Origin of the sequence: Catenulispora yoronensis, assembly GCF_039531695.1 — a bacterium.
Lineage (GTDB): Bacteria > Actinomycetota > Actinomycetes > Streptomycetales > Catenulisporaceae > Catenulispora > Catenulispora yoronensis.
The window spans coordinates 87577-113431 of the sequence record NZ_BAAAQN010000038.1 but is presented as its reverse complement, the minus strand read 5'-3'; the positions used below and the strand labels follow the sequence as shown (position 1 = coordinate 113431).

The window sequence follows — 25855 nt, the reverse complement described above, 5'->3', positions numbered from 1 at the left end:
TCACTCCCGGTACCGAACCGAGCGCTTCATTTCAGTCGTCCCCTGGCTGCCGTCTGCGCCGGGCCCGAATTCCGTTGCACCGCCCGCGTTCAGCACGTCGGCGCAGTAGGTGAGACAACTGTTGTCCTCCCTGTTCCAAGGCCGCATGTACTTGGGATTCATCCCGTGCTGTTGACGGTCCATGTATTCCATGGCGGCTTCGGGGTCTGGGAGGGTGGTGCTGTAATCGGGGGCCCCCATGGGAGCCTCATCGAGGATATCCGGGGCGTTGACCTTGATCGCGTCCTCTGGGCCCTGCGCGTCCGGGGGCAAGATCCATTTGGGCCAGGCATGCCCCACCACCCTACGCCCGTTCGCTGTGACCGTGATGGTCGCATGGCCGTGCTGCCAATAGACCTTCGCGTTCGGTTCCTCGGGCGTGATGTCGGGCGCCGGTGCCGGGTTCGCTCCAGGCTCCGCGGCCTTCTCCGGCCCCTGCTCCTCGGCGCGGCCGCGGCCACCGCCGCCCGAGGTCATCGCCCCGCTCACCATGTTGACGCCCTCGGCCGCGATCGCTGTCGCGGTCAAGGCCGCCGCCGTGCTGCAGGTGGCGGCACAGGTCGCGGCTGCCGCGTTCACCCCACCGACCGCCAGCGCCATGGCCGGCGAGGCGCCGGCGATCGTCGCGGTCGTCGCGGCTTCCGCGGCCGCAGTGGCGGCGACGGTACCGGTCACGGACACCGCCTCGGCGGCGGCCGCCATGGCGGGCAGCACCACCGGCGCCGCGACGACGGCCACGGCGACCACCGCCACGACCACCGCGACCGTGGCCACCGCCTTCCAGTGCTTGCTCCACCACGACAGACCGCTCGGATCGGAGTACACGACCGGGTTGTCGGAGGCGTAGGTGTAGGCCGGCAGGGACTGCGGAAGGTCGAAGTCGACCTTCGGGTCCGGGCTGATGAACATCCCGAGCGTGGCGTCGTACTTGCGGGCGCCGATGTCGGTCAGCCCGGTCGCCGCCTCGACCGGCTTGTCCAGGAATCCGTGGGTGTCCGGCCACGCGCCGCCGGCCGTCGCCCCGCGGGTGTTGCCGTAGGGGTCGAAGGAGCGGCGGGTCAGCGCGAGGGTCGCGGCGTTGATCGCCACCTGCTGGGTCGCGTGGGCGTCGCCCATCAGGTAGACCGTGCCGGCCGTGGTGCCGTCGGACTCGCCGACCACGGTTCCGCCGAGCGTGTACTGACGCTTGGCCGTGATGACGCCCGCGCTGGTCCGCGTGACCTCCTCACCCGGCAGGTACAGCGTGGTGGAGGTGGGATCACGCCGGATCAGCTGGTTGCCGTCGGCGTCGTTGACGAACGCCGCGAGCGTGGCCCCGGTCCCGTCGGTGACGGAGGCCAGCCGCTCCTCCGGATCCCAGGTCAGGTTCTGGCTGCCGGAAGGCAGCGACCGGGTCTTGGTGTTCCCCGCGCTGTCGTAGGTGTAGCCGGTCGTCCTGGTCGTGGCGCCGCTGGTCGCGGTGCCCGCGAGCCGGTGCGAGCCGGCCGGGCTGGTGTAGGTGTACGCAGTCGTGGTGTCGCCGGTCGGCGCGCCCGGCAGGGCGTGCTGCACCTGGCTGGACCGGGTGCCGTCGGGATTGAACTGCCACGTGGTCCAGTACGGGTTCGGGCCGCCGATGTTGCCGCCGGTAGCCGCGTTGTTCGGGGCGCCGGCGCACTTGTCGGTGGCGGTCCACGCCGCGCCGAGGCGGCCGAGCGCGTCGTAGGTGAAGCACTGGTCGTCGACCGGCGCGGTGCCGGCCGGGCCCTGGGTGTCGGTCATCTCAGTGATCTGACCGGACTGGTTGTAGGCGTAGACCGTGTCGTCCACCTGCGCCGTGGTCCGCTGAGCGGTCACGTTGGCGTCGCGCACCTTCAGAGTCCGCGCGTCGTACGTGAACTGCTGCCAGGCGTTGTTGGTCGAACCACCGTAGGTGATCACGCCGGGCAGGTCGTAGCCGGACAGCTTCTGCGAGGCGGTGACCAGCCCGCTGACCTTGATCGGGTTGCCGAACCCGTCGTAGGTGTTGGTGATGGTCTCGCCCGGCATGCCGGTCACCGACGCCGGGGTGATCGTCGTCAGCAGGCCGGTGGTGCTGTAGCCGAACCGGGTCGTCCAGTTCTTGTTCAGGCCGGTCTCGGCGGCCGGGATGGTGGTGAGCTGGCCGGTCGGGTCGCCCTGGCCGTCGAAGCCGGTGACGCCGGTGGTGTAGTTGCCGCCGGAGGTGTACCGGGTCTGGCTGGTCAATTTGCCGGCCTGCAGGCTGTCCCACAGCCACGAGGCGAGCTTGGTGCCGGCGGTGGACCCGGAGTACTCGGCGGTCTTGCGGCCCATCACGTCGTACGCGTACGCCAGGGTCTGGCCGTTGGCGTCGGTGCTCGACACAAGCTCGCCGCCGTTGTCGTACCGGTTGGTGACGGTGCCGGCGTCCGGGTCGGTCACCGACAGCTTGTTGCCGACCAGGTCGAGCGTGACGCTCCAGGTCGCCCCGGCCGAGACGGTCTTGGTCCGGCGGTCCAGCGCGTCGTAGGTGTAGGTCGTCGGCTGGAAGGTCCCGCCGCTGACGACGCTGCCGGCGACTGTCGGGGCCGCCGTGTACTGGTCGAGTTCAACGGTGTTTCCGTGGGCGTCGGTGACCGTCGTCGCGGTGGTGCCGCCGGCAGGCGGGATCACCGTGGTGCGATCGCCGCCGTAGACGGTGGTCGTGGTGCCGTCCTGCGCGCCGTTCTTCCACGAGACCTCCTGCAGCGGGCGGCCGGAACCGTCGAAGGTCGTGGTGGTCCGGGCGTCGACCGCCGAGACCGCCACCTGCTGCACCGTGTTCGACGGCAGGACGCTGATCAGATAGTGGTCGTTGGTCGCGACCGCCCAGCCGTGGCCGTCATAGAAGGTGTCGGAGACCTTCGATCCGCCGTTCTCGGAGGCGGTCTGCGTCTGGACCTCGCGACCGAGAGCGTCCGACAGCCTCACATCGGTGACGTAGTTCGTTCCGCTCCCGTAGTCGACGAGCGTGTTGGTGGTGACCGTCTCCGGCCCGCTGTTCTGCAACAAGTAGGCGTAGGTCACGTTCGGCGTGACCAGCCCCTGTGTCCGGCCCGGTTTCCACACCTGCGTGAGCCGGCCCAGGGCGTCGTAGGTGGCCGAGGTGACGTGGCCGGCGATGCTGGTCAGCGATGCGGTGGTGCCGCGGTCGGGGTTGACGACCGACGTCGTGGCCTGGTTCGCCGGGTTGGTCACGACGGTCTGGGTGAGCAGGCCGCCGTCGGCCGGGGTGTAGGCGGTGGTGATGACGTGCCCGAGGGTGTCCGTGTTCGTCAGGACGCGGCCGGACGCGTCATAGGTCTGCGTCCCCTTCGTCAGGAACGCGGGCGCCTGGCCGTTGCTGTTGTTCAGAACATCCGTGCGAGTCGCGTCGCCGACACCGGTCAGCTGACCCGGCGTCGTCGAGCCGTCGTAGTAGGTGCGGGTGTCCGACAGGACATTCGTCTGGGCCGTGCCGGCCGGCGGGCAGGCCTGCTGGCTGGCGATGACCTCAGAGGTGTGTTCGCGGATCCAGCTGCCGGTGTTGTCGGCGTAGGCGGTGGTGGTGCACACCTCCGGGACGCCGTCGCCGGTGGCGTCGGCCGACGTCAAGCGGCCCGTGGTGTCGTAGGTGTTCACCGTGGTGACGGTCCGGACGCCGCCGGCCGCCTTGTCGGTGAGCGCGCGGGTCTGGGCCGTGCGCACCAGGTCGGCGGTCTGCGCGGGCAGGCCGGTCCGGTTCCGGGTCGCCGTGGTGGCCACGACGGTCGGGGTGGTGAGGGTGGCCGAGAGTTCGGGGCCGCCGTCGCCGTTGAAGACCTGCGACTCGTACTCGACACCGGCGAACCGGTTGTCGTCGGGCGTGGTCTCGCCGAGCGTGTTCGTCACGCTCGCCGTTCGGGTGCCGCTGTTCGGCAGCGTGTCGCCGTTCATCCCGCGGAAGAAGTACGAGGCGGACTTCGTCAGGCTTTCGCCGTTGACCGGGTCACCGGCCTTGACGTCCACCTCGCCGTAGCCGCGGAACTGCCCGTAGGTGCGCTCCGTCGGCTTCACGACCTCGTTGTCGTCAAAGTGCCAGGCAGCGTCGCCGACGTAGTTGTAGAAGGTTTTCTTCTTCGGGGTCAGCGCCTTCGGGTCCGCTTCGTCGACCTCGGTGACCACGTACTTGTCGAACCAGTCGAAGATCGGGGTCTTGAAGCCCGGCGGCTGCCAGTAGACCGGCATACACTGCGTGCCGTTGGTGGAGGCGTCCGCGGGGATCGTCGTCTTCGAACACCCGGTGCTGTAGGTGACGGAGATCGTGTCACCGGTCTCCAGGTGCAGGTTGGTCATCCGCCAGTGCAGCATCGGCGGCAGGCTCTGGTAGCCGGGCACCCGGTTGGGGAGCAGCTGGCCCTCGGTCCACACCTGCGGCATCGAGATCGAGGCGCCGGTGGCGTCGTAGCCGGTGCGGGTGATGGAGTTCAGCCACAGCGCCGGGTCGCCGCCGTTGGGGAACGAGTGCCCGAGGTCGTAGGAGTCGACCTTCACGTAGTTCGTGCCGTTCCAGTACTGCGTGGTGATGTTCGACAGCATCTTGCGCGACCAGAAGGTCGGCGCGTGGATGTTGCAGGTGGCACCGGACGCGCAGTTCTGGTCGATCGGCACGTCCGGCCAGGATGCCGAGTTGGCCGAGGTGAACTGCGAGTCGTCACAGGTGTTGCCGGCCGGCGTCCCGGGGATGCAGCGTTCTGCGACGTTGAACACGACCTGCTCCGGGACGGTGGCGCCGTAGACCGTGCCGTTCTCGTCGCGGATGCCGTAGTCGATGCGGTTCAGCCAGCCGTTGCGGGTGTAGGCGACGCCGGTGGTGCCGTTGTTCTGGCCGTAGTAGTTCGTCTCCGGCGTGTAGTAGTACATCGCCACGTTGCCGTGCGGGTCCTCGACGTAGTCGAGGTTCCAGCGCCAGGCCTGAGTGCAGACCGACGAGGAGAAACCGGCGGCGTTGTGGCAGGGGTCGCCGGAATGGGCGCCGAAGACCGGCTCGGTCCAGGTGGAGTTCGTCGTGCCCTGATTGGTGAACCCGGGGCCGGAGGTGCGGCCGAAGAAGTATTGCGTACCGGAGGTCGTGGTGACCTTCCAGTACTCCCCGCCCTGCGCGCCGTTGGCGGCGCCGGTGAGGTGCTCGACCCGGGAGCCGTCGTCCGCCTTGAGCCGGACCTGGCCGGACGTGGAGTCCCACACCAGCGCGTTGGAGGCGCCGTTCAGGTTCAGCGTGAGGATCTGGCCGGCCCAGCACTGGTCAGAGGTCTGCGACGCGGTCGGCAGGTCGGTGAAGTTCGAGCAGGTGTTGTAGGTGCGCTCGATGTAGCCAGGACTGTAGTCCCAGCCCTCGCCCACCCACGAAGGCTGGTTGTTGGTGGTCGCGGTCCGGCCGTCGACGCTCGCGGCGTCGTAGGACAGCGCGATCTTCGGCGCCGATCCGGCCGCCGCCGGCGGCACGGTGATCGGGTAGGTCCACGAGAAGTCGCCGCTGGAGCCGCCGGCGGTCCACGTACCCGAAGGGCCGAGCGAGGTCGCCGTGAAGTCGCCGTTGGCGCCCGAGGTGCCGGACGTGGCCGCGAGGACCACCGGCGCGGCCGCGGTCATGGCGGCCGCGCTCCGGGAGAAGGCAGCCGGCTTCGCGATGACGGCGCCCGTGCCGTCGGTCGCAGTGCCCTCATCGGTGCCGTCGACGGTGCCACCGGCGACGGACGCGGTCGGCAGCGTGACGTCGGCGGTCAGCGTCCGTGTGCCGGGGTCGTTGTGGCTCGACGCGATCGGCGTCTGCACCTGGCAGGCCGGCAGGTCCGGTGTAGTGAGCACGCAGGCGGGCAGCTGCACCAGGCGCAGCCGCGAACCGAAGTCGGGGCCGCCGGCGTTGCGGAAGGCCGAGTAGTCCAGGTCCGCGGTCACCTCGCCGCCGGCGGAGGTCAGCGTGAACACCACACCGCTGACGCCGGCCCGGGTCGCGGCGGCCCGGTCCCACATCCGGACGTGCACGGCTGTCGGTGCCGGTCCGGTCGGTGCCGGTCCGTCGGCCGCCGCGGCGGCCCGGTTCCCACCGGAGGTGCGCAAGCTCAGCGGGAGCGAGGAAGCCTTCTGTGACTCGACGACGTTCGCAGCGCTCGTGGTCAGCGCGGATGTGGTCCCGGCTCGGCTGGCACCCGACGGGGCGCCGGAGACGGCGACGTCGGCGGAGGCCGCGGCCGGCCAGGACGAGTCCGGCCGCGGTCCGGTGTCCATGGGGCGCGTCGGCGCCTCGGGCTTTAACGGGAACGGATGCGCCGGGATCCGGTGGTCCGCGACGCCGCGCGGCTTCGTCCCGGCCGCCGCCGCGGCCCAGTGGCCCGGCCCGTTCACACTCACGGCGGCCGCTGAGGCCGCCGTAAGTATCGCCAGGGATCGTCCGATCCGAGACGTCGAGAATCTTCGTGTGCTGATCAACCCCGTGCCACCCCTACCCGAATTCGTGACGCACCCCCTTTGAGGGTGCTGATGACGCAGCATCAAGCCGTAGTACGTTAACCGAGGCACCAGCCCTTACGAAAGAGTCGATCATCAGAGGCCTTGTCCACCCCCGAATCCGATGCTGGGTAACGGCTTTCCGGCCACGTCCCGGTCAAGCGCCATGGGTCCGGCGTTCACTTTGACAGCCGTCTGTTGATCGTCACCGACGCCGAGAGCTACCGTGATCGCTCATGCCGGATCACGCCCGGCGGGGGGCGAGTTCGGTAGTACGGGTGTGGATCACCGGCGCCCGCCCCCCGAAGTCATCTTGTTTCGGGAGCGAGAATGAGACACACGAAAGGCGCCGGTGCGCTGCGGCGCTCGGTGCGATGGCGACGGCTCACGCTGAGCCTGGCCGCGGCCGCCGCCGCCGTCGCGTTGGCGACGCCGGCCCAGTCCGCACAGGCGGCGACCGGTAAGCCCACCGCCGCGCCGAGCGGCAAGCAGGACGGCAAGCAGGACAGCAAGCCGGCCGCCGGGTCTGCGGAGGGGCCCGGGGGGCAGAAGACAGACTCGAAGGCGGACGCGAAGGCGAAGGACGCGGCACAGCGGAGCCAGGATTCCGCGGCCGCGCAGGCGAAGGCGACCGGTAAGCCGGTGGAGGTCGCGGCGCTGACCTCGGAGACGCTCAAGGTCGTCGCCAACCCGAACGGGACGTTCACCGCGACCAGCGACGCGCATCCGGTCCGGGTGAAGAAGGGCGGCGCCTGGACGACGATCGACACCACGCTGGCGAAGAACGCCGATGGCGGCTACTCGCCCAAGGCCTCGCTGGCCGGGGTCAGTTTCTCCGCCGGCGGTACCGGCCCCGCGGTGACCATGCAGGCCCCGGACGGCAAGTCGTCGATCTCCGTCACGTTCCCGATGCCGTTGCCCGCGCCGAGGATATCCGGCAACGCCGCGGTGTACCCGGACGTGCTCCCCGGCGTCGATCTGCGGCTGGCCGCCAGCGGCGACGCCTACACCGAGGTGCTGGTCGTCCATGACGCGCAGGCCGCGGCCAACCCGGCGCTGGCGGCGCTGCGCACCCACACCCATGCCAAGGGCCTGACACTGAAGCAGGCCGGCGACCACGGCCTGTCCGGCGTGGACAAGGACGGCAAGGAACTGCTGCACGCACCGCAGCCGACCATGTGGGACTCGGCGAACGGCCCCAGCGGCCCGGCACCGACCGCCGACGACGCCGGCTCCGGAGTCGTGACCGTGCTGCCCACGACGGTCACGCCGACCGCCGCGGCGCAGCAGCGGGCCGCGACCACCGCTCCCGGCGCGCCGGCGGCGGACGAGAGCGACGCGGACGTCACGCTCACCCCGCCGTCCGACGCGCTCACCGGCGGCAAGGTCGTCTACCCGCTGTTCATCGACCCCTGGTTCAGCTACGGCCGGCAGAACTGGCTCAACGTGAGCAACCGGGGCGCGGCGAACTGGAACCCGAACGACGTGGCCCGGGTCGGGCTGTGCGACTTCGGCGGGGCGAACCCGTGTCCGTACCCGTATGCGACCTGGCGCGCGTACTTCGCGATGGACACACACTTTTTGACCATGGGCAACGGCACGCACGCGACCGTCAGCTCGGCGGACTTCTACATCACGCAGACGTGGAACGGCGCGAACGGCTGCACACCCACCCCGGTCGACCTGTACAGTTCCGGCGGCATCTGGAACGGCGCCACCTGGCCCGGCCCGATCCAGTCGTACGTTGACGAGAAGTCCTCCGGCGGCGGCAACGGCTGCGGTTCGCAGGGCCTGGACTTCAACGCCCAGTCCGTCGCGCAGTCCGCGGCCAACTACGGCTGGTCCACCTCGACCTTCGCCCTGCGCTCGCCGAACGAGTCCGACGACCACCAGTGGAAGAAGTTCGACAACGGCGCCTCGCTGGCCGTCACCTACGCGTACCCGCCGAACCAGGCGTACAACTGGGGCCTGTCGCACGCGGTGACCTGCAACGGCACGACGTACACCTCAGACGGCTGGCCGGCGTTCTCCGCCTACGGCTCCGACAACAACCCGCAGCCGCTGAACGTGAACCTGTGGTTCGAGATGTACGCCGGCGGCGACGACAACGCGACCAACCGCCTTTCCTGGAACACCTCCGGCGTCACCGTGGCCTCCGGCAACGCGGGGAGTTGGACCGAGAACTACGGCGACCTGGGCGCGGGCAAGAACTGGCAGTTCCGGGTCAACACCGACAACGGGACCGGCCTGTGGGGCGGGTGGACCGGCTGGTACCGGTTCACCAGCATGCACGAGGACCTGTCGGGGCTGCAGCCGCCGATCAGCTCCTTCGACTTCCCGAAGGACCAGTACGGCAACGCGCAGTGGGGCGCGCCGCAGGGCTACGGCCAGCTGAGCATCGGCAACGGCGGCAACGGCAACATCGTCGGCTACGCCTACGCCTTCGACTCCGGCGGCGCGGTCAACTCGATCACCATCCCGGACTGCGGCTACCAGAGCGCGCTGGGCGCCACCGGCATCGTGGCCGACGCCGGCGGGGCGGCCGCGCTGCCCATCCCATCCTCGCTGGCCCCGGGGCATCACACGGTGTATGTCAAGGGCTTCGACGCCGCGCACAACATGACTGGCATCGGCTCCTACGAGTTCCTGGTGTCCCCCGCGTACGGGGTCTCCGCGCTCGCGCACACACCGGTCACCGGCAGCGTGACCAACCCCTTCCTCGGGCGCTGCCTGGACGACCAGAATCGGAGCCTGGCCGACAGCGCCGTCGTCGACCTCTACACCTGCAACGGCTCACCGGCCCAGACCTGGACGCTCACCGCCGACGGCTCCCTGACCACCGGCGACCCGGCCAGCGGGATCTACTGCCTGGACGCCTACAACAACGGGACAGCCAACGGCACCAAGATCCAGCTGTTCACCTGCAACGGCGGCGCCAACCAGAAGTGGCGGCCGCAGCGGGACGCGAACAACAACTGGCAACTGGTCAACCCGGTCTCCGGGCGCTGCCTGGACGACCCGTGGGCCTCGACTACCGTCACCTCCCAGTTCCAGCTCTACGACTGCAACTCGACCTTCGCCCAGACCTGGTCGATCGACCTGAACCCGAACCGCCTCAACGGTCCGAACCTCGTGGCTGCCGCGACCTCGGTCGGCGGGCAGACGGCGACCGCGGTCGGAGCCCCCAACCCGGACGTTCAGAAGAACCTCACCAGCGGGCCCGTGCCCTTCGCCGGCAACCAGCAGCTGATCTGGTGGGGCACCGGCGCGGACTCGGCGACCCAGCACGTCACACTGACGATCCCATTCACCACGCCGATCGAGGCCGACTACGCCCTTGGCGTGAAGCTGACGAAGGCCACCGACTACGGGCAGCTGACGTTCAGTGTCGACGGCACGCCATTGACACCGGCGGCCCTGCCGAACGGGGTCTTCGACGGCTTCACAGCCTCCTGCTGCACTGCGCAATACGTCCCGCTGGGTGGTATGCACCTGGGGGCCGCAGCCCCGCACCAGCTGACCATCACGGTGGTGGGGCGCAACCTCGCGAACACCGCGGCGAGCCCGAAGGGGTTCGGTCTCGGCCTGGACTTCCTCCAGGCCTCGCCGGTCAACAACGTCGTGACGTCCAGCTTCGCCGCGGCGATGAACAACCACGGCATCAGCGATGACACGGCGGCCTCGACCGCGAACCTGGACTACGCCTACGCACCGGCCGCGACCGACGCCGGGACCACCGGCACCGGGCGCGCGCTGTCCGGCCCGGCGCTGGCCGCGGCCGGCATCGGCGCGGGCACCTCGTTGACGCTGGACGGCATCAACTTCACGATGCCGACCCCGAACAATCTGGGCAACGACAACACCGTCGCCCTCGGACAGACCGTCACCCTGGACCCGGCCCAGCAGATCAAGGCCAACGCCATCGGCCTGCTGGTCGCCTCGACCTGTGGGGCGGTGCCGCAGTCCGGCGCGACGATCCAGTACCTCGGTGGGCTCACCTCCCCGCCGCCGGTCACGCCGTCGGTGGAGAGCTGGACGGACGGGGCGACGAGCACGGCGGCGTATCTGCCGTCGTACTACGACCTCCCGGGCGGCATCAAGAGCACCTCGGCGGCACGCGTCTACCTGATGGTGCTGCCGGCCAACCCGATGGCCCCGCTGGCCTCGGTCACGCTTCCGTATTTCGGCACGAGCATGACGCCGGGCTCGTGCCCGAACGCCCTGCACGTGCTGGCGATCGGTGTGCGGCCGCAGGCCACCGGCAACGGTGTGAACTGGCTCGGGTCGTGGGCCGCGGTCCCGGACGGCGGCACGGCGCTGCCGGCCGGCGGCGGCACCACCGGCCAGACCCTGCGTGAGGTGGTCCACCCGACCTTCCTCGGCACCGGAACGACGGCCAACCCGGTCCAGACCCGGATCAAGCTGAGCAACCGGTTCGGCACGGGCCCGTTGGTGATCGGCGGTGCCAGCGTCGCCGCGCAGACGACGGCGGGGTCCGCGGCCACCGGGCCGGCGTCCGCGCTGAAATTCGGCGGCCAGGCCGGCATCACCATCGCGCCCGGCGCGGAGGCGTACAGCGACCCGCTGCCCCTTCCGGACACGAGCACCGGCAACGGAAACCTCGTCGTGAACGTGTTCCTGGCGACCGCCGGGGCCACGGTCGCGACCCACACCGGGGCGACGAATCCCGGCTACCTGGCCGCCGGGAACCAGACCGCTGAGACCGCCGGCAGCGCGGCCACCTGGGCGACTCCGCTGAACGCCTGGTACATCGTCTCCGGGGTCGACATCACCAGTACGGCGAACAACCAGGCCACCGTCGCGGTCCTGGGCGACCAGAACACCGCGAAGGGCGCACCGGCCACCTGGGTCGACGACCTGCCAGCCGCGAACAACACCGCGGGCGGGGTCCCGCAGGGCTTCGTCAACGTCTCCAGCGGCAACCCGGCCAAGCCGGCCACCGCGGCGGGCACGGCGAACTCCCTGAACCAGCGCCTGGCCGGTTGGTGGCGGCTGGCCGACGGCGGCGGGACCACGGCCGTGGACCAGCTCGGTGTCAGCAATCTGACCATGACCGGGGCCGGCTGGAACGGCGTCGATCACCCGACGACGACCACCGGATCGGCCACGTTCAACGGCACCGGGTCCTACGGCGTCGCCGGCACCGGCGCGGTGATCGACACGTCGCAGAGCTTCACGCTGGCGGCGTGGGCGAAGCTGGGCAGCCAGTACCCGGCCGGCAACCGGGAGGTGCTCGCCGTCGAGGGCACGACCACCTCCTCGGCGATGGTCGGCTTCAACGGTGACGCCAAGACGTGGTGGGTGTCCATGCCCTCCGCGGACGCCACAAACCCCGGCGGCACGACCGTCACCGCCCCGGCCAACAGCGCGCAGCTCAACGCCTGGACCCACCTGGCGGCGGTCTACGACGCCGGAACCAAGACGGTGAAGCTGTACGTCAACGGCCTGCTCGTCGCCTCCCGCTCGGCGACCGGGTTCAAGGCGACCGGTCCGCTGACCATCGGGCGCTCGATCTGGAACGGCAACCAGACCGACTACTGGAACGGCGGCATCGCCGACGCACAGGTGTTCCAGCAAGCGCTGAGCGCCGCGGAGGTAACCGTGGTGGCCAACGGGTCCGGCGCGGACGGCCAGAGCGGCGCCGCGCTCAACGCGGGCGTGCTGAGCGAGCCCAACATCGAGACCGCGATCGTCGCCCTGGGGGCCAACGACGTCCTGCACGGCGACACCGCCGCGGTCATCGAGGGCAACCTTCAGTCCTTGATCAGCGACCTGAAGTACGGCATCGCGCAGTACCAGGCGCCGAACGGCAGCGCGGTGGTCAACGTGGTGGTGGCGACGATCCCGCCGCTGGGCCTGGCTCCCGGCAGCGCGAAGGAGCAGGTACGCGAGCAGTTCAACAACGACGTCGTCGCGAACTCGACCAACTGGGGGGCGGCGAGCTACATCGACCCGGCCACCGCGGTCGCAACCTCGGGGACTGCCACAGCGGTCAAGGCGGCCGATCTGACGAACGGCAGCCCGAACGCACAGTACTACCTCGACATCGCCACGGACGCGGCCCAGAAGGAGTACTACTCGTGGGGCGCCAACGCATATAACCCGTCCTCGGTGACGGCGGCGCTGAACGTGCACCCGACGGGCACCGCCAAGCTCGCCATGGTCGCCGACGCGTCGACGTCTACCGTGGCCGCCGGCAACACCCTGTCCAACTACACGTTCGACTTCGGTGACGGCAGCGCGCCGGTGTCGCAAGCGACTGCGACCGCGACGCATGCCTACGCCAAGGCCGGGCGATACCCGGTGAAGGTCACGGTGACCAGCTCACCGGCCGGAGCCACCAGCACGAAAACGACCTACGTCACGGTCGCGGCCAAGCTGCACGACTTCAACGGCACCGGCACCGACGGCGCGATGGCGCTGTACAACTACGGCAACGGCACGAGCGGGGCGTTCGCCTTCGACTCGACCAACGGCACCTCGTTCAACGTCAACCCGAAGGTGATCCCCAACGACCCGACCCTGGACTGGACCAAGGCCCAGCTGGTGACCGGTGACTTCACCGGCCACGGCAAGGCCGACATCGGCGTCTTCTACGACACCGGCAACTGCACCGCGGCCTTCTACGTGTACCCGTCGCTAGGCGGCGACTCCTTCGGTCCCCGCCAGACCTTCTGGGCACAGACCAACGCCGGCTGGTTCTGCTGGGCCGACTCGAAGGCGGCCGCGGCCGACCTGAACGGCGACGGCATCACCGACCTGGCGGCGCTGTACAACTACGGCACGAACGACACCGGGTTGTTCGCGTTCTACTCCAACGGGACGACCTTCACCACCACCGACCGGCAGTGGGTGAACACCCAGCTCGACTGGAACCACGCCCAACTGCTGGCCGGCGACTTCGCCAGCACCGGGATGGCGAGCGTCGCCCTGGTCTACGACTACGGCAACGACGACACCGGCATCGAGGTGTTCGCGGCGAACAGCAACAACACCATCAGCTCGACGCAGCAGGAGTGGTGGCGCTCGGGCGCCGGCAACTGGCGCTGGAGCCAAAGCAAGTTCGCCGTCGGCGACTTCAACGGCGACGGCATGACGGACCTCGCGGCGCTGTACGACTACGGAACGAGCGTGGGCCTGTGGACGATCTACTCCACCGGCACCAGCTTCAACTCGGTCCTGCAGCACCGCGAGTGGCTCACCACCGCAATGAGCTGGTCGACGGCGGACATCACCACCGGCGACTACAACCACGACGGGAAGTCCGACGTCGGTGTCTACATGGACAAGGGCGCCGGAAACGTGGGGTACGAGGTGTGGACGTCGAACGGCGCCGCCTTCGGGGGCCAGCAGGAGTGGTGGCAGGCCGTCAACTACAACTGGAACTGGGCCAACGTGAAGATCACGTGATCTGAGCAGCGCTTAGTACCGAACCCGTGGGGCCGCTTCGTGCGGCCCCACGGGCGTTTTTCGCGGACGTCGTCGTACGGCCGGAGGCTACCGCCCTGCGGGGTTCAAGAACTCGGCCAGCGCACTGAGCAGCGCTGCGGTCCGGTAGGGCATCCTCGAGCGGCTTTGCCACGTGTGATCTACCTCGTTTTCAGCCGGGGCCTCGCTTGCTGGTTGGCGATCCCGAGGAAAGAAACGCCCACCTTCGCTGAGACTAGAAACCCGACCTAGGTGTCCTACTTCGTGGACATGTGGGGTGCTTTGAACTTTCCGGACAGATCGTAATGTAAGGTCTGTTTCGGAAGGTGAGGCAGTACAGGTGGCTAAGGGTTACAGGCACTTCACGCAGGAGTTCAAGGACTCGGCGGTACGTGAGGTGGTGGAGCGGTCCCGGCGGGTCGACGAGGTGGCGAACCAGGTCGGGATCTATGAGGGCACGCTGCGGCGCTGGGTGAGGGCGTGGCGTGAGCAGTACGGGGACGAGCGCGTCGAGGCGGCCGGTGATGGGCCGGCCGGCCCGGCGGCGGCGGATCTGGCCGCCCGGGTGGCGGAGTTGGAGAAGGAGAACCGGCGCCTGCGCGAGCGTGAGCAGATCCTGAAAAAAGCGGCGGCCTTCTTCGCGCAGGATCACCTGTAGCCCGCTACGAGTTCATCGATGCGGAGAAGGCCAACCACGCCATCGACTTGCTGTGCGCGGTCATGGAGGTTTCACGCTCGGGCTTCTACCACTGGCGGTCGCGCCCGCTGTCGGCCACGGCCGAGCGCCGCCAAGAGCTGAGCGTTCTGATATATGAGGCGTTCCATGTCGCCGGTGACGGCACTTACGGCTATCGGCGGGTGCATGCGCATCTGGCGCGCCTGGGGATTGAATGCTCGGCGGAACTGGTTCGGCAGATCATGCGGGATATGGTGAGCCGGACATCCGGGCGCTGGAAAGCACGGCGTCCTCGTCTGTCCCCACCGCGTGGAGGTCAGCCGCAGCCACCAAGGACTCCGCTGGCTTCTACGCCGTCCGTCCCAATCGCGTGGCAACTGAGCCCAACTCGGCCGTCGACGTTCCCCTATAGGTCAGACCCGCCAGACTAGCGACAGACGAGTGTTCGCTATCCGGCGCCTGAGCCCCTCACCGAACCCGACCCTGCACATTGGCGCCAGCGTCACAAGATCCTGATCGATGCGCCAACCGATGTGGGCCCAAAGTGGGCCGATTCGACTCGCTAGACTCTCCACCGCAGGTCAGAGGTTTGCATGTACTTTACTTCGACATCTAAAAACGCTTAAGCAGAGATTGACCGTAGTGGGCCCGCGAGTTCTCTGAGAGCTCGCGGGCCCGCTGCTGTTTTGGGAAAGGTCGCGTCGGGGTTGTGTCAGCTGCCGGTGCGCAGGGCTGGGCCGCCGCAGGGGACGTTCTGGACGACGGGGAAGCCGCGGAGGGTGCCCCATTCGGAGGTTGAGCCGTCGCAGAAGACGGTGATCTGGCCCACGATCTGGGTGCGGGAGACGTTGGTGTAGTACGTGGTCACGCACTCGCTGTTGAGGCGGCAGGTGGACACGGCTTGGGCCGGGGCTGTGGGTAGGGCGGTTAGTGTGCCCCCGACGAGGGCGGCGACGACGGTGAGACGGCGGATCACGGGTGCCTCCGGGGCGGGTGGGGGCGGACGGTGGGGTGGGGATTACGAATCAGAGTACTGGCTTGTTTGGCAAGCGTCGATGACTTCTGGCCAGGGCTTATGCCGCCTTCGTGGCGGGGTTCTGGGCTCGCAGGCTGAGATCGCTGAGGCGAGTGGGGGCGCAGCGGCATTCAGTCGATGTCGAGGATTGCCTTGCCGGTGAGGGTGCGGCTGGTCAGGGCTTTGGCGGCTTCGGCTACTTGGTTCCAGGAGCCGTGCCAGCCGATTGTGGGCTTGAGGCGGCCGGCGTCGAGCAGGTCCAGCAGGACCTGCAGTTGCTTGGCTCGGTCGTTCAGGCCTTCGCCGTTGTAGACCGAGGTCAGCGATATCGGGTGGCGGTGGCCGAGGGTGGAGCCTACGGGGAGGAGTGCGGGCTCGCCGGAGGACCAGCCGACGCTCTGTACGCTGCCGCCGGGGGCGAGCAGGGTGTAGGCGTGGACCAGTTGGGGGCCGCCGACCTGGTCGATGATTATGTCGACCGGGTGGTTGAGGTCGTTCAGGCCGACGACTACTTCGTCGGCGCCCAGTTCGGGGAGTCCTCGGGCGCGGTCGGGGTTGCCGACCGAGGCTATGACGTGGGCTCCGCCGAGTTTGGCGAGTTGGATGGCGAAGGTGCCGACGCCGCCGGAGGCGCCGGTCACCAGGACGCGCATGCCCAGCGTTGGTCCTGCTTGCCACAGCGCGCGCAGCGCGGTTCCGGCGGCGACCGGGAAGGTGGCGGCCTCGGCCAGGTCGACGGAGTCGGGGACTATGGCGACGTCGTTGGTGTCCACCGCGCGCAGCTGCGCCCAGCCGGCGCCTTGGGCGAAGGACACTACGCGGGTGCCCACGGCCGGGCCGGTGCCGTCGGCGGCTGCCTTGGCCACCACTCCGGAGGCGTCGAAACCGAGTACGGTGCCCGTTTCGGAGATGCCGGCGACGAACAGTTCGCCCGCGTTGAGTGAGGTGTGCCGGACCTCGATCAGTACCTGGCCGGGGCCGGGTTGCGGGTCGGGCACCTCGGCTTGCGCCACCTCGAACGGGGCGGACGGCCATAGCCCTTGGTTATGGCCGCCGGCCCGTGTCGCCGCCGAGGCCGGGGCCGCCGGCGAGTCCGATCCGGTAGGCGAGGACCACTGCCTGGACCCGGTCGCGCAGGTCGAGCTTGGTCAGGATGCGCGACACGTAGGTCTTGACGGTCTCGGGCGTGATGAAGAGGGATGCCGCTATCTCGGCGTTCGAGAGTCCTTCGGCGATGAGTTCGAGTACTTCCAGTTCGCGAGGTGTCAGTGTGCGGATGACGTCTTCGCGCGCCGTGCGGGCCGGGTCGCCCGGGCGTAGCCGGTCGGCGAAGTGGCCGATCAGGGTGCGCGTCACCGCCGGCGCCAGCAGAGCCTCGCCCCGGGCGACGGTGCGGACGCCGTTGACCAGTTCGGCGGGGGGCGCGTCCTTGAGCAGGAAGCCGCTGGCTCCGGCGCGGAAGGCGTCGTAGACGTAGGCGTCGACGTTGAAGGTGGTGACGACGAGGACCTTCGGCGGGTCGGCGGCGTCGGGCCCGGCCAGCCGGCGGGTGGCCTGGATACCGTCCAGCAGCGGCATGCGGATGTCCATCACCACCACGTCGGGACGGATGCGGCTCGCCATCTCGACCGCCTCGACGCCGTTGGCGGATTCGCCGACGACCTCCATGTCGGGTTGCGCCGAGAAGATCGTGGCATAGCCGGTGCGTACCAGTTCCTGGTCGTCGCAGACGAGCACGCGGATGGGCCGGTCGGTCACGGGGTCACTCCTGATCGGGTCCGAACGGGATCCGGGCCCGGACAGCGAATCCGCCGTCCGGGCGGGGGCCCGCTTCCAGTTCGCCATGCAGCACCCGGACACGTTCGCGGAGGCCGGTTAGTCCCCGACCGCCGGCCGGCAGTTCCGGGGTGCGAGGAGGCGCGGAGGCCGCCGCTCCTTGCCTCGCGGATCCGGGTCCCTCGGTCGTCACCTCGACCTCCATGTGCCGGGGGTGCTGCTGTACCAAGACGTTCGTGCGGGCCGCGGCCGCGTACTTCATCGCGTTGGTGAGCGCCTCCTGCACCACGCGGTACGCGGCCAGCTCGACCGCGGCCGGTCGCGGAAGGTGGTCGCCGGTCTCGCTGAAGTCGACCGGCTGGCCCGTGGCCCTGGCCTGCTCGACCAGGTCTGCGATCGAGCCTTGGGCCGGAGCCCGGTCCGGGCGCGCGGCGTCGCCGGTCGCCTCCAGCACGCCGAGCAGGTAGCGCAGTTCGGTCAGCGCCCGCCGTCCGGTGTCGGACACCGATGTCAGCCCCGCCGCGACCCGCTCCGGGTGGGAGCTCAACAGGAACTGCGCCGCGTCGGCCTGCACCACCATGGCCGTCACGTGGTGGGTGACCACGTCGTGCAGCTCCCTGGCGATCCGGGCCCGTTCGGCGGCGCCGGCCGCCTCGGCGACCAGCCGTCGCCGCTCGATCTCCTGCTCCCGCCGCCTGCGCATCATGCTGCCGGCCAGCCAGGCCGCAGCGGTGGCCAGATAGAAGACGGAGTAGTCGCCGAACCCATGTGGTGCGCCGAGGTGGTGCAGCACCAATGCCAGCACGGCGCAGCCGATGGTCGCCGCAGCGGCGACCGTGCGGCGCAAACGATCCTGGTGAGCCCCGACAGAATAAAGAGCCAGATACAGCCCGATACTGGCGAACGTCGTCGGGTAGCCCAGGGCCTGGTCCACGGCGAACGCGGCGCCGATGACCATCAGCACGGCCGCCGGGAACCTCCGCCGCACGGCCAACGGCAGTGCCTGCGCCAGAGCCAGCGCGACGCTCACCACGTCGGCCGGCCGGCCGGGCAGGTCACCGATCTGCGCACCGACCTTCGACAGCGCCGGAGCGAAGGCCAGCACCGCGAGCCCCGCCGCCAGCACACCGTCCTCGACCGAGGCATCCCGCTGTCCCAGTCCCAGCAAGCCTGCCGCGCCTCGCAGCGACACCGGTCGGCGAGGCGTGGCGGACGTGTTCACTAGCGGTTCCTCCGGTCGGCGCGGCGTGCGGGCACCACATTGCCACCCGCACGAGCGGCGGCGAACATCAGTATCGCGAGAAGCAGGCCGATCGCCACCGGAAAGACCGACGCCTCCAGGCCGAAGGCACCGCCGGTCAGCAGGTGCGAACCGCTGGTCCGCACGCTGAACAGCCGGGCGTCGGGCGTGTGCCCGGAGACCGGGACGCCCAGCAGCTGCTCGGCGCTGTTCCAGGCGAAGTGCACCCCGACAACCAGCCAGATGCTGCGCTGCCACAGGAACGCCGCCCCCAACATGACCCCGGCCTCGACGGCAATGGCCACTCCGCTCCACGGCGTGGCCCCGGGGTTGGCCATATGCACCGCGCCGAAGAACAACGCGGTGGCCGCGACCGCGACCACACTGCCCCACCGCTGCTCGATGGCCTGCAACGCCACTCCCCGGAACATCAGCTCCTCGGTCAGCGCCGCCCCTGCCTGAACCGCCAGCACCGAGGCCAGCGTTCCGCCGACCGCGTGGTGCGCCCAGGAGAACGAGTACCCGCCGAAGGCCATGATCAGCAGCGTCGAGACCGCGACGAACCCCAGCCCCATCACGCTGCCCAGCAGCGCCTGCCGCGCGGCGCCACGCCCTGCGATCTCCGGGGTGGCCCGCCGTGCCAGGCGGCGCATCACCACCCAGTAGACGCCCACCGCGACGCCGCCTCCCAACACCGGCACCGGACCCGGCCCGGTCGCGGTCACACCCGCCACCAGTCCCACCCCCACCAGCCCGGCCAGCGCCCAGCCCAGCGGGCCGTGCACGATCCGACCCCAGCGGCCGCGCTCCGGACCGGATCGCACCGGTCCGTGATCGAAGTCTGCTTCACGGCGGACATCCGTGGTGCTCATTGACAGCCTCCCCAGCTCCGGCCACCTCGGCGGCGGCCACGCGAGCAACGCTAGGGATCCGACCGCACCCCACGGATCACCCGCTGGCGGACGGATCCGGTAGCTCGCACGGGGGATGCGCGACGGCGATCACGATGAGACGAGAACGTCACAGCCCTGCGGGAACGCAGTCTGAGAAGGACGGCCGCGGTCGGTTCGCGACCGCACAGCAAGGATCTGAAGGCATTCCTCGCCACGACCTACGGCTACGGCTACGGCTACGGCTACGGCTACGGCTACAGCTACAGCTACAGCTACAGCTACAGCTACAGCTACAGCTACAGCGACAGCGACAGCGACAGCGACAGCGACAGCGACAAAGCGAACCGGGCCCCGCCAGTGGTGATGGCGGAGCCCGGCTTCCGGCCGGAAGACTGTACGGATCAGCCCCGGATCAGCCCCGGATCAGCCCGCGATCAGGGCCTGGAACTCGGCCAGGCTGATGGTTCCGTCGTGGTCGGTGTCGCCGGTGGAGATGCGTTCGGCGGCGTCCTCGACGGTGACGTCCTCACCGAGTTCGGCCAAGGCGTTCTTGAGTTCCTCGGCGGTGATGCGGCCGTCGCCGTCCAGGTCGAAGGTCCGGAAGACCTTCTCCACGTCTTCGGGTGCTTTTCCGTGCTGGCCCATTGCCCTGCCTCCCATGATCGTCCTCAGGGTCGATGTGCGGCCACGATATCGGGTTCGCGGCGGCTACTTGTCGACCGAGACGGTCAGCAGGCCGAGGCACATCTCGTCGGAGGTGCCGTCGCCCCAGACCACGTAGCGCGGTGGCAGGGTTTTGAGCTGCGGCAGGAGTTGGTGCAAAGAGGCGTCGTGGGTGCAGGTGACGCGCAGGGTGTCGCCCTTCTTGATCGAGACCGGGCTCGGCATCGGGGTGATCTTCTGGTTGTCGAAGTCGAAGTTCGGGACGTCGAGCAGGGTCTTGGCGTTCGGGGTCCCGGGGTTCAGTTCGACCTTGATCGCGCGGCCCAGCAGGTGCATGTGGCCGAGGGCCGCGTACACCGTGATGTTCGCGGGCACCGGGAGGTCGCAGTGCTGGGTGTTGCCCGGCACCGGGGTGCCGTTGCCGCACTCCTTGAGCAGCTCGTCCTCGGTGAGGCGGTCGGGGCCGAAGCGCTTCTCGACGTCGGCGACGGCCGCGGCGCGGTCGCAGAGCGGACCGGTCTCGCCGGCGGCGCAGGGCAGCTCGATCGGGGCCGACAGGCCCAGGGTGGTCAGCGGCTTGGTGGCCGCGGTGCCGTCGGTCAGGCGCAGGCGGACGCTGGACAGGTCCGAGGAGCCGGTCTGGCCGCCGGTCGCGAGCAGGTTGTAGTGGATCTGCATCACCAGCAGGCTGCCGGGCTTGAGGGCGAATCCGACGTCCTGTTGCAGAAGCACCTCGGCACCGTTCGGAGTCCAGGTGTCGACCCAGGCCTCCCGCGAGTTCGGGCCCACGACGTCGTTGCCGAAGCAGGTCCAGCCGTTCCCGCCGGACGCGGCGTCCTTGGCGCGGGCCGCGGCGGCGTCCTCGGGCGGGATCGCGAAGACGACGGCGTGGTGCACGATCGGGACGTTCCCGGGCTGGAACTGGGTTCCGACCAGGTATTGCGCCTTGGTCAGGTGCGGATCGACCACCAGGCACCGGTACTCGTCGGTCCCGCCGTTGGGCGCCGACGGCGTGTAGCTCCGGGCCATGCTCAGGTTCTGGAAGTGCTCGCCGGGCCGCAGCGGCGAGGTCGGCGCGGGCGTGCCTGAGTGGTCGTGGCCGGCGTGCGGGTCCACGCCCGCCGCGGCGGCGGCCGCGCTCGAAGCCGCGGAGTCCGCCGGCGCGCCCGCGTCGGTGGAAGCGGGCTTTGCAGGGCTCGAAGAACAGGCCGCGACCACGATCATCAGCGCCGACGCGCAGGCGGCGCCGACAAGCAGCCGCAGGTCGGACTTCCGCTTCCTCATGACACGCCGCCGATGGTGCGGGTGGACGCCTTGTTCGACCGGTGACGCGAAGACCAAGCCGAGACCGGCAGGTAAGGCCTGAATGCTGTGATCGGTTGCTTCATACTGCCAAAGTAGGAAAGCGAAGCTTTCAGTACCCTTACACTGGCCGCGCAATCCGCCCGCACGAGCGAGTCCTCACGAGCCGGTCCCGCCCACGCCCCTGGTCCCGCCCACGCCCCTGCTCCTGCCCACTCCCCCGGCCGTGCCCGCTCCCCCGACCGCGCCCACTCCCCCGGACCGCGGCAGAACGATGGTCACCCGCGCTCCGCCGGCCGGACTGTCGGCGACGCAGATGCGTCCGCGATGCATACCGGCGATCTCGCGGGCGATGGCCAGTCCCAGACCGGCGTTGCCGGTGCCGCGCTCGCGGCTCTCGTCCAGGCGCACGAAGCGGCCGAAGACCCGCTCCCGATCCGCCACGGGGATCCCCGGCCCGTCGTCGTCGACATCGACGCGCACCGCGTCGGCGCTCGCGACTCCCGTGACGACGACGTCGCTCCCGGCGTACCGGACCGCGTTGTCGACGACGTTGCGGAGCATCCGCTCCAGATGCGTCGGATCACCGGGGACGACGAGCCCGGAATCCGTGCGCAGGTCGATGCGGACACCGGCCCTCGCGGCGGCCGGGGTCGTGGCGCGGATCCCGTCCAGCAGCCCGGCCAGGTCCACGGGCTTGCAGCAGACGCCCAGCCGGCGGTCGTCGGCCTTGGCCAGGACCAGCAGCTGTTGGATGAGGATCTCCAGCCGCTGGGCCTGCACGGCCGCCTGCTCGGCGATCTCCGGCCACGGCGCGCGGTCCGGGTACGCCAGGCCGACCTCCAGCGTCGTCCGGATCGCGGCCAGCGGGCTGCGCAGCTCGTGCGAGGCGTCGGCGACGAACCGGCGCTGCCGGCGCGCCGCCTGGTCGAGCCGGGCCAGCATGTCGTTCATCGTCCGCGCCAGCTTGCCGACCTCGTCCTGGCACTCCGGCTCCGGAACCCGCTGCGCCAGGTCCGCTGAGGTGATGTCGGTGACGGCCCGCCGGATCTGCTCCACCCGCCGCAGCGCGCGCCCGACGACCAGCCACACCGTCCCGACCGCCAGCGCCAGGATGACGGGCACGCCGAGCATCATCCGGTGCGCGAAGTCCTCCGTGATCATCCTCAGCATGCCGCTCGGCGTGCCGGTGACGATCGTGACCGGCCGGCCGGCGACCACGGCCCGGACGGCGACGACCCGGACGTCGCCGGGGATCCGGCCGTCGGCGGCCGGCTGCCGGACCGGCGAGTGGCCGCGGGCGGGCAGCGTGTACAGGGGCGGCATCCCGGCGAGCGTCTCGGTGGCGGCCAGTACGTGGCCGTCCGCGGCGAGGACCTGCGACTGCGCGTTCGGATCGAACCCGGACGGCGGCAGCGGGTCGGGCCAGGCACCGTTCCGGCCCGATTCGGCGATCTGGCCGGCGTAGGCGCGCAGCTGGCCGTCGATGACGCGGCGCACCGAGTTCATCTGCAGCACGTACATCAGCAGGAGTCCGCCGATGATGGCCGCGCCGATCGCAAGGCCGGCGACGGCGGTGACCCGGGCGCGCAGCGTATGCCGCACCGGCCGCGCAGGCCGCGCTGAACGTGCAGGCCGCACAGGCCGCACTATCCCCGCCGGCCGCCGCCCCGCAGACCGGCCGAGCCCGGCTCGGAGCTTATAGCGGAACCCTGATGAAGGCAGAAGGTCGGTCATACTGCGTCATCCCGAATGACATAGCCTTCGCCGCGAACCGTGAGGATCGCAGCCGGACCGCCCGCAGGCTCGATCTTCCGGCGCAGCCGGTGCACAACGACTTCGACGACCGCCGGAGCGCCGTCATAGGCGGTGTCCCAGCAGTGGTCGAGAAGCTCGGTCTTGGACACCACACGGCCCTTGTTGCGGAGCAGATATTCCAGGACGGCGACTTCCCGGCCGCTCAGATCCAGCGCGGCACCACCGCGGGAAACGGTACGGCTGCGGGGATCGAGCCTGAGCCCGGCGGCGGTGAGCTCGGTCGGCCGCGCGCGAAGCCCGCGCCGGGTCAGGGCCCGCAGATGCGCGAGCAGCACCGGGTAGGAGAAGGGCTTGGTCAGGTAGTCGTCGGCGCCGATGTCCAAGCCCTCGGCGTGGTCGAGGTCCTCGTCCATCGCGGTCAGCATCAGGATCGGGGTCCACATGCCCCGTTCGCGCAGCCGTTCGCAGACCTGGTAGCCGTTGAGCCCGGGCAGCATCACGTCCAGGATGATCACGTCGTGCGGAGTCTCCAGCGCCTTCCACAGCCCGTCCTCGCCGGTGACGGCCACGTCGACGACGTAGCCCTCCTCCTCCAGGCCCCAGGTGAGAGCCTCGGCCATGGCCGGCTCGTCCTCGACCACCAGGATCCGCATGGACTCAGTCTCCCTCGGGGGGCGTGAGTACGGCGTGATCAGTTGGCGCTGCGTGCGTCAGTAGCTACTGTGAGCTGACGTTTTGCATCATCGAAGACTGTTACCCGCTCATTCGAAGACGACCGGCGCCGCCTCCCGACCGACCGGCTCCGGGTCGGCCGGCGCGAAGGGCTTCGAGAAGAGTCCGAACAGCCGCGGATGGATGACGTCCAGCGGGATGCGGCCGGTTTCGGACGCCGCCGCCTGAAGCCGCGGGTCGGAATCCAGCCGCCGTTCCGCGACGTAGAGATAGATGTTCTGGATGTACCAGGGCTCGATGGCGTCGTCGTGCCACAAGCGTGCCCGCAGGCAGTCGACCATCTCATAGTCCTGCTGCGCGAACTTCGCCTTCCAGTACTGGGGCCACTGCTCGTTCCGATGGTGGCTGCCGGTCTGACCGGGAACGGCCGCCGAGAACAGGACGACCTCGGCCGCGCAGCAGAGGTCCTCGACCAGGGTATCGGCCCGCCAGGCCGCGAGATGCTCCGCGACCTCCAGGCACAGGGCCAAGTCGAAGCTGCGAGCGAGCCGTGGACGCTGCTCGAGATCGCATCGCTGGAACATCTCCGCCGGGATGGCCAGGGTGTCCTCGTCGACCCAGGACCCGTCGATGCCTCGGACGTCGTCGATCCCGAGCCGCCGGGCCGCCGCCAGCCATCCACCGGTTCCGCACCCGAAGTCCACGATGCTGCGGGGCTGCACGAGATCGAACACCAGCGGCAGGACGCGGGAGGCCGACGACGCGGATCCCCCGGCCTGGTAGTCGTAGAACCAGGAGCCATAAGCTTCACGCGACAGCGATGTCATGGAGTGCCTCAGTACTGAGCGACGTTGTCTGATTCGGACATTTAACGCTCGGCCACCGTATAGGAATGATCCACCGAAACAGTCTTACTGGCTCACGCGTCCGTTGGACCTCGTACCGCCGACCGTCGCGCCTCGGCCGGTGGCGACGCGGCACCGGCTACCGTGGACCCCGTCGAAGGGAGCGGTCGTGGTCGCGGAGAACCAGGTCAAGCTGGCAGTGCTGATCGATGCCGACAACGCTCAGCCGGGCAACGTCGAGACGCTGCTGGCCGAGGTTGCCAAGTACGGGACGGCGCACGTCAAGCGTGCCTACGGCGACTGGACCGGCACCAGCCTCAAGGGCTGGAAGGAGCACCTGCTGGCGCTGAGCATCCAGCCGATCCAGCAGTTCGCCTACACCTCCGGCAAGAACGCCACGGACACCGCGATGGTGATCGACGCCATGGACCTGCTGTACTCCGGGCGCTTCGACGGGTTCTGCATCGTGTCCTCCGACAGCGACTTCACCCGGTTGGCCGCGCGGCTCCGGGAGTCCGGCCTGATCGTGTACGGCTTCGGGGAGCGCAAGACGCCGAAGCCGTTCGTCGCCGCCTGCGACAAGTTCATCTACACCGAGAACCTCGCGGTCGCCGACGAGGTGGTCCCGGACCTGGCGGCGAAGCCGGCCACGAAGACGGCGGCCACGACGGCGGCGAAGCTGCGCGGCGACGCGAAGCTGGTGAACCTGCTGCGCAACGCGGTGGAGGCGGCCAGCGACGAGGACGGCTGGGCCGGGCTGTCGGGCGTGGGGCACATCCTGACGAATCAGCAGCCGGACTTCGACTCGCGGACCTACGGCTACACCAAACTCAGCAACCTGGTCATCGCGACCGGCCTGTTCGACGTCGACCGCCGCAGTGTCGGCGAGGGCAAGCCGGCGCAGATCCAGGTTCGCGACAAGCGTTATGAGTCGCGGAGTTAGTCCTTGGCCCCGCGTTCAAGACCGAATGCACGCTCGGCGACTCGGACGGCTGATCCAGGCCGTCACAGCCGTCACAGCCGTCACCGATATCACCGCCATCA

Annotated in this window: 15 protein-coding genes; 4 read left to right on the top strand and 11 right to left on the bottom strand. The window is 69.6% G+C overall.

Annotated features, from left to right (window positions below):
* Positions 1–6426 carry an RHS repeat-associated core domain-containing protein gene (locus tag ABD481_RS27710; RefSeq protein WP_344668702.1) on the bottom strand — a complete coding sequence of 2142 codons (6426 nt, stop codon included), beginning with the start codon at positions 6424–6426 and terminating at the stop codon, positions 1–3.
* 426 nt (positions 6427–6852) lie between these two features.
* Here ABD481_RS27710 and ABD481_RS27705 point away from each other — a divergent pair, with 426 nt between their 5' ends.
* From ABD481_RS27705 to ABD481_RS47440, 3 genes are all read left to right on the top strand, one after another.
* Positions 6853–13953 (top strand): LamG-like jellyroll fold domain-containing protein, encoded by a 7101-nt coding sequence (locus ABD481_RS27705; protein WP_344668701.1) that lies wholly within the window; start codon positions 6853–6855, stop codon positions 13951–13953.
* 358 nt (positions 13954–14311) lie between these two features.
* Positions 14312–14629, top strand: a complete 318-nt coding sequence (locus ABD481_RS27700; RefSeq protein WP_344668700.1) for a transposase — start codon at positions 14312–14314, stop codon at positions 14627–14629.
* 62 nt (positions 14630–14691) lie between these two features.
* Complete coding sequence (locus tag ABD481_RS47440; RefSeq protein WP_425559300.1) at positions 14692–15078, top strand: IS3 family transposase; 387 nt, start codon at positions 14692–14694, stop codon at positions 15076–15078.
* A gap of 281 nt (positions 15079–15359) precedes the next feature.
* Here the strand turns inward: ABD481_RS47440 and ABD481_RS27695 are convergent, their stop codons facing one another.
* The 10 genes from ABD481_RS27695 to ABD481_RS27650 form a co-directional block, all read right to left on the bottom strand.
* A complete protein-coding gene (locus ABD481_RS27695; RefSeq protein ID WP_344668699.1) occupies positions 15360–15623 on the bottom strand; it encodes a DUF6289 family protein in 264 nt (87 codons plus the stop codon).
* 170 nt (positions 15624–15793) lie between these two features.
* Positions 15794–16660 (bottom strand): zinc-binding dehydrogenase, encoded by an 867-nt coding sequence (locus ABD481_RS27690; RefSeq protein ID WP_344668698.1) that lies wholly within the window; start codon positions 16658–16660, stop codon positions 15794–15796.
* Between the two features lie 46 nt (positions 16661–16706).
* Positions 16707–17420: a response regulator gene (locus ABD481_RS27685; RefSeq protein ID WP_344668697.1), complete on the bottom strand. Its 714-nt coding sequence runs from the start codon at positions 17418–17420 to the stop codon at positions 16707–16709.
* A 4-nt stretch (positions 17421–17424) separates the two neighbouring features.
* A complete protein-coding gene (locus ABD481_RS27680; protein WP_425559301.1) occupies positions 17425–18630 on the bottom strand; it encodes a sensor histidine kinase in 1206 nt (401 codons plus the stop codon).
* A 29-nt stretch (positions 18631–18659) separates the two neighbouring features.
* Positions 18660–19550, bottom strand: coding sequence for a CPBP family intramembrane glutamic endopeptidase (locus ABD481_RS27675; protein WP_344668696.1), 891 nt, complete (start codon positions 19548–19550; stop codon positions 18660–18662).
* Positions 19551–19994: 444 nt separating this feature from the next.
* Entirely contained in the window at positions 19995–20216 is a 222-nt protein-coding gene (locus ABD481_RS27670) for an EF-hand domain-containing protein (protein ID WP_344668695.1), read from the bottom strand.
* 63 nt (positions 20217–20279) lie between these two features.
* A complete protein-coding gene (locus tag ABD481_RS27665) occupies positions 20280–21518 on the bottom strand; it encodes a monooxygenase (RefSeq protein ID WP_344668694.1) in 1239 nt (412 codons plus the stop codon).
* A gap of 177 nt (positions 21519–21695) precedes the next feature.
* Complete coding sequence (locus ABD481_RS27660; RefSeq protein ID WP_344668693.1) at positions 21696–23177, bottom strand: sensor histidine kinase; 1482 nt, start codon at positions 23175–23177, stop codon at positions 21696–21698.
* A 92-nt stretch (positions 23178–23269) separates the two neighbouring features.
* Positions 23270–23947, bottom strand: a complete 678-nt coding sequence (locus tag ABD481_RS27655) for a response regulator transcription factor (protein WP_344668692.1) — start codon at positions 23945–23947, stop codon at positions 23270–23272.
* A 108-nt stretch (positions 23948–24055) separates the two neighbouring features.
* On the bottom strand, positions 24056–24793 hold the full coding sequence (locus ABD481_RS27650) for a methyltransferase domain-containing protein (RefSeq protein WP_344668691.1): 738 nt from the start codon (positions 24791–24793) through the stop codon (positions 24056–24058).
* A gap of 187 nt (positions 24794–24980) precedes the next feature.
* Between ABD481_RS27650 and ABD481_RS27645 the strand changes: the two genes are divergently transcribed.
* Complete coding sequence (locus ABD481_RS27645; RefSeq protein WP_344668690.1) at positions 24981–25754, top strand: NYN domain-containing protein; 774 nt, start codon at positions 24981–24983, stop codon at positions 25752–25754.
* Positions 25755–25855 lie beyond the last annotated feature (101 nt).